The 4,719-nt window shown below is 67.8% G+C and carries 5 protein-coding genes and 1 riboswitch; of the genes, 3 read left to right on the top strand and 2 right to left on the bottom strand.

Annotation, left to right across the window (positions count from 1 at the left end; all coding sequences use genetic code 11):
• Nucleotides 1-231 precede the first annotated feature (231 nt).
• Nucleotides 232-687, bottom strand: coding sequence for a hypothetical protein (locus C667_RS20350; RefSeq protein WP_004380228.1), 456 nt, complete (start codon nt 685-687; stop codon nt 232-234).
• A 230-nt stretch (nt 688-917) separates the two neighbouring features.
• A riboswitch (cyclic di-GMP riboswitch) is annotated at nt 918-1,003 on the top strand.
• A gap of 108 nt (nt 1,004-1,111) precedes the next feature.
• Here C667_RS20350 and C667_RS24435 point away from each other — a divergent pair.
• On the top strand, nt 1,112-2,323 hold the full coding sequence (locus C667_RS24435) for a hypothetical protein (RefSeq protein WP_004380226.1): 1,212 nt from the start codon (nt 1,112-1,114) through the stop codon (nt 2,321-2,323).
• Nucleotides 2,324-2,342: 19 nt separating this feature from the next.
• Nucleotides 2,343-3,092, top strand: coding sequence for a helix-turn-helix transcriptional regulator (locus tag C667_RS20340; RefSeq protein WP_004380224.1), 750 nt, complete (start codon nt 2,343-2,345; stop codon nt 3,090-3,092).
• A 78-nt stretch (nt 3,093-3,170) separates the two neighbouring features.
• On the opposite strand, the gene C667_RS20335 is transcribed toward C667_RS20340, so the two are convergent.
• Nucleotides 3,171-3,638, bottom strand: coding sequence for a c-type cytochrome (locus tag C667_RS20335; protein ID WP_083881370.1), 468 nt, complete (start codon nt 3,636-3,638; stop codon nt 3,171-3,173).
• Nucleotides 3,639-4,035: 397 nt separating this feature from the next.
• Between C667_RS20335 and C667_RS20330 the strand changes: the two genes are divergently transcribed.
• A partial coding sequence (locus tag C667_RS20330) for an exodeoxyribonuclease V subunit gamma (protein WP_004380221.1) occupies nt 4,036-4,719 on the top strand: 684 nt, incomplete at its 3' end.

Raw genomic sequence — 4,719 nt, 5'->3', positions numbered from 1 at the left:
GCAGGCGCGAATGCAGCGCCCGAGCGCGCGACGCCCACCGCCTCCCCAACCACCGAATTCGCGGCTGCCGCCGCTCCTACAGGGCGCGGCGGATCGTGCAGCCGCGTCGGGCGCGGAAACGCCCCGCACGCGCGACGGTGCATGTAGGAGCGCCGGCAGGCGCGAATGCAGCGCCCGAGCGCGCGACGCCCACCGCCTCCCCAACCACCGAATTCGCGGCTGCCGCCGCTCCTACAGGGGCGCGCCGGATCGTGCCCGACCTCCCTGCGACCAGGGCTGGAAGCGACGGCCGTCGAAATGCCAGCTCAGGAAGTCGCCGCGATGCTCGCCCTCGTTGAGGAAGAGCCCGAGCACCAGGTCGAGCGGCTCGCGGTAGTAGGTCGAGCCGGTCTCGGTGTCGCTGTCGAGGAGCGGCGCAGCCAACACCTCAAGCACCACGGCGGGCTTTCCATCGCGCGGATAACGGCGGTTGCGCAGCCCCGGCTTCCAGGTGACGAGATCGCCGGGCCGGAAGGTGTGGCGAGCCTCGAGCGACTGGTAACGCTCGACCAGCGCCTGGGCGAGCGTGTCCAGCGGCGAGTCGAGCGGGTCGTCGTCGAGCAGCAGCGGGGCGGTTTGCGGGTCGCCGAGACCGATCCGGTCGAGCAGCGCACGGGACGAGAGGGGGTCTTTCTTCCTGGGTTCCACGGTGGGGTCTCCATCGGTTGCGGTGACGGCATTCGACCCCGCAGATGCGTCACCCGGTGTCGCACACAGGCCGACAATGGCGGCACGGCAACGACATGGAAATTCTCGCCCGACGACGCCGAAGCCCCGTAGATGCTCGTTCTGGGGTGCTCGATAATTCCATCCGCCTACCCCCGCTCCATGAACCACGTCACGCTCGATTCCGCCGCACCGCACTATGCTTCATCGCACGAGTACAAAGGCAAACGGGGTGAAAGCCCCGGACGCAAAACCACGGACCCCAAGCTGGACGCAGCCGGGTGGCCGGGCTCCCTCGCCCGAGGTGTTCGCCACACCGATGCCGTAGAGCATCCCCTTGGTCCGACGTCTGCCGGCTCGCGCACGACCCGACGACTCAGGACACAAGCGCCAACGGCGCCCCCCCATGACCCTCCTCTCCCGCCTGTACACCTACCGCGCCACCGAAGCGCGCAGCCCGACCGAGGATTTCCTCAGCGAGGCCTTCTGCGAATGGCTCGTCCTCGCCGCCCAGGCGGGGATCATGGACCGCGTGCTGCGCGAGCTCCTGCAACTGCCGGCGTCGCAATGCCCGCCGGCCGCCTACGATTTCGCCTCCATCCGCTGGTCCACCCAGCACCGGATCGGCCCCGGCTACCGCGGAACCGGCAAGCGCCCCGACCTCGTCGGCCAGGGCAAGGACTTCTTCCTGCTGATCGAGAACAAGATCGGCGCCGCCTTCACCCAGCACGAGGACGAAGACGGCAGCGCGCATCAACTCGCGCTCTATCGCGACTACCAGCAACGCCAGGACCTGCCCTACGGCGGAACCGTGCTGCTGACCCACCACACCCTCCCGCCTCCGGACTGGACCGGCCCCGTCCTGCCGTGGTCGCGCACGCACCGCTGGCTCGTCCGGCTGCTCGGGACCTTGCCGGCAAGAGGCAAACCCGCGGAAGAAGCCCTGAAGTACTGGACCCGACACCTGATCGCCTTCATCGAGGAAAACCAAATGAACGGAACCCGCATCGCCTTGAGCGACCTCATCGCGATTCCCGCCTACGAGCGCCTGCAGGACGGCATGCGCGGCCTGGCCGCCATCGCGCGCAAGGAGCTCACTACGCTTTGCAAAGGCTACGCCTGGGGCGACTTCAAGGTCCCGCACGGGTGGACAAACGGCGAGTTCAACGAATCGCAGTTCTTCGGCGGCCTGCTCACACCCGACGGGGTCAAGGCGAACGACTCCTCTCTGATCGTCTGGCTCGGCGTCCTCGCCAAACCCGCCTATGGCATCGGCCCGCACATCGACGGCATCCCCGAGCTGTCGGTGGGTATCGGCTTATGGACCGAGCAGCCGCCGAGCGCCCCGGAATGCACCGGGCTGACCGAGCGCCTGCGCCAGGATCTTTCGGCCCTTGCACCGAACATGAATTGGGAAGTCGATTGGATGCCGCACGCTGCCGACGATGAGATCTTCTCCCTGGTCGCCCGCGCTCGCCTGTCACTCATCGAATTGCATCAGCAGACCGGCGAAGACTTCTGGGACGACGCGGCACAGTCTTTTTTCAACACAGCGGGAAAGGCGGTTTTCAGCCTGCCGGCCGAGATCTGGGAGAAGTTCCGCACGCTGGAGTCTTAAGCCCGCGGATACACCCGTCATGGCCGTATCCAAAGACCGCATCGACCGCCTCGCCCAGCTCGAAGCCCTGATCCCCCGCCACGCCCCCGTCGAGAACTGCCCCGACCCGGGCCGGCTGGTCGATCGGATGGGCAAGCACTACGCCCACCACGCCAGCCCCGCCGCCCGCCGTCGCGCCATCCAGCGCGACCTGGAGGAGCTGGTCGCCGACGCGCGCATCGAGCCGGTCAACCCGGGCGGCAAGCCGCTGCGTTACCGGCGGCTACGGGAGGACACGGCGAGCGATCCCTACCTGTGGGATTACGCGCGCCGCTCGATCGAGAACATCCTCGCGGCCGAACTGCCTGCCGGCCAGCTCGACGCGGTGTGGCAGCGCATGCTCGAGCCCGACAGCGGCACCGGGCTCGACGCGTCCCGGCTGCGCATCCTCAGTGACAGCCAGCGCCTGCAGCCCGCCGCGATCCGCGACGGCGCGCTGGCCGACGTGCTGGAAGCGCTGACGCGCGCGCAGACGCTGGTGATCGGCTACCGCGACGCCGCCGACAAGCTCACCCGCCCGGTGATCCATCCGCAGGCCCTGCTGCAGCGCGGCCCGCGGGTGTATCTGTTCGCGATGAAGAACGACGAGGCGCTGGTGCGGATGTACGCGCTGCATCGCATCACCTCGTCGGCGCTCGGCAGCGAGCCGGCGCGCAAGGCGGCCGACTTCGACCTCGACCGCGAGATCCGCCGCGGCAACGCCGACTCCGGCACGGGAGACCGATACTGAAAACGCCAGCGGCACCCCCAGGGGCGCCGCTGGCGTTTTCAGGATGCAGCGCCTACGCAGCAGCTGCGGGGACGTCTGTCACTTCTCCTGGATGCGTCCGATGTAGTCGATCAGCGCCATGATGCGGCCGCGAACGAAAACCTCCGGGTTGAAGGGCACGCCCATGTAGGCGGGCCAGTTGCTTCCGGCCTCGGCGCGGAGCTCCTGGCCCCACACCGGCATCTCGCGCGTACCGTGGAAGAAGGCCTCTTCCCGACCATCGATCAGCGCCTCGAGCGCCATCACCGGCACCACGCCCTTGTTGTTCTTCGCGATCATCGTCAGGTCGGACGGCTTCTTGACCAGGTTGGTGGCGAACGGGCCGTTGCCCTTGCCATCGACACCATGACAGGCGGCACACTTCGAGTCGTAGATGTGCTTTCCATAATCCTGCTGCTGCACCGCATCGGCGGCCTGGGAAATGGGCGCACCCAAGGACATCGCCAGCGTCAGCGTCAGCGTCAGCGTCAGCGTCAGCGTCAGCGCAATCATCGCAAATCGTCTCATGACAAACTGCTTTCGAGGGGGGCCCAGAACGCGCCCTGGATTGAGAAAAACATTTCTTGGAAACGCATCTCGGACGACAAATCCAGCTTTAATGCATCGAACTGCATCGCATCTACATGGATCCTGAGGTTTTCCCGTTTATCCCGAATGGATCTTTTCCTTGTTACAGCTCAATTTGAGAGCTAGTCCATGTGCAAGGATTTTTCCAGGACTATTTCACCCGTAACGGATGGCCCACCATGCATATTTATGGAGCAATCAAGGCCTGCTATACGCTGCCCGATCGACGGCGCCTGAAAGCCCCGCCCCCGGGGCGAGCCACAATGCGACACCTCGCGTCGCAAAAATCCGGATCATGTCGGCAATGCCCCACGCCCCCGCAACGAACACTCCAGCCATGACCACCGACCGCCCCGTCCCACCCCTCCCCCCCGGCTTCATCGCCCTGCACGGCAACCGCATCGAGACCCTGCTCGACACCGTCGCCGGCTGGCTGGCGCAGCACCCGCTCGCGCCGCTCGAGTCCGAGGTGATCCTGGTGCAGAGCAACGGCATGGCCGAGTGGGTGAAGATGGCGATCGCGCGCCGGGCGGGGGTGTGCGCGGCGGCGGCGGTGCAGCTGCCGGCGCGCTTCCAGTGGCAGACCTACCGCCAGGTGCTCGGGCGCGCGCAGGTGCCGGCGCGCTCGCCGCTGGACAAGACCGCGCTCGCCTGGCGGCTGATGCGGCTGCTGCCCGAGGTGCTCGCCGAGCCGGGCTTCGCGCCGGTGGCCGGCTATCTGGCCGAGGACGACCCCGGCCGCCGCTTCCAGCTCGCGCTGCGCATCGCCGACCTCTACGACCAGTACCAGGTGCATCGGCCCGACTGGCTCGACACCTGGGGCGAGGGGCACGAGGTCCTCGTGGACGCCGGCCGCTTCGAGACGCCGCTGCCCGAGGATCAGCGCTGGCAGGCGCGCCTGTGGCAGCGCGTGCTCGACGAGCTCGAGCCGCAGCAGCGCGCGCTCACCCGGCCGCAGCTGCACGACCGCGTGCTCGCCGCGCTGGAGGCCGCGGCCGAGGACGCTGCCCCGCGCCCGGCC

The organism is Thauera phenylacetica B4P (assembly GCF_000310225.1).
Lineage (GTDB): Bacteria > Pseudomonadota > Gammaproteobacteria > Burkholderiales > Rhodocyclaceae > Thauera > Thauera phenylacetica.
Note: the sequence above shows the minus strand (reverse complement) of the source record. Positions and strands in the feature narration are given on the sequence as shown.

What these genes read in the sequence shown, in the direction of transcription:
- C667_RS24435 (WP_004380226.1), top strand. Translation starts at nt 1,112, where the DNA reads ATGACCCTCCTCTCCCGCCTGTACACCTACCGCGCCACCGAAGCGCGC.
- C667_RS20340 (WP_004380224.1), top strand. Translation starts at nt 2,343, where the DNA reads ATGGCCGTATCCAAAGACCGCATCGACCGCCTCGCCCAGCTCGAAGCC.
- C667_RS20335 (WP_083881370.1), bottom strand. Translation starts at nt 3,638, where the DNA reads ATGAGACGATTTGCGATGATTGCGCTGACGCTGACGCTGACGCTGACG.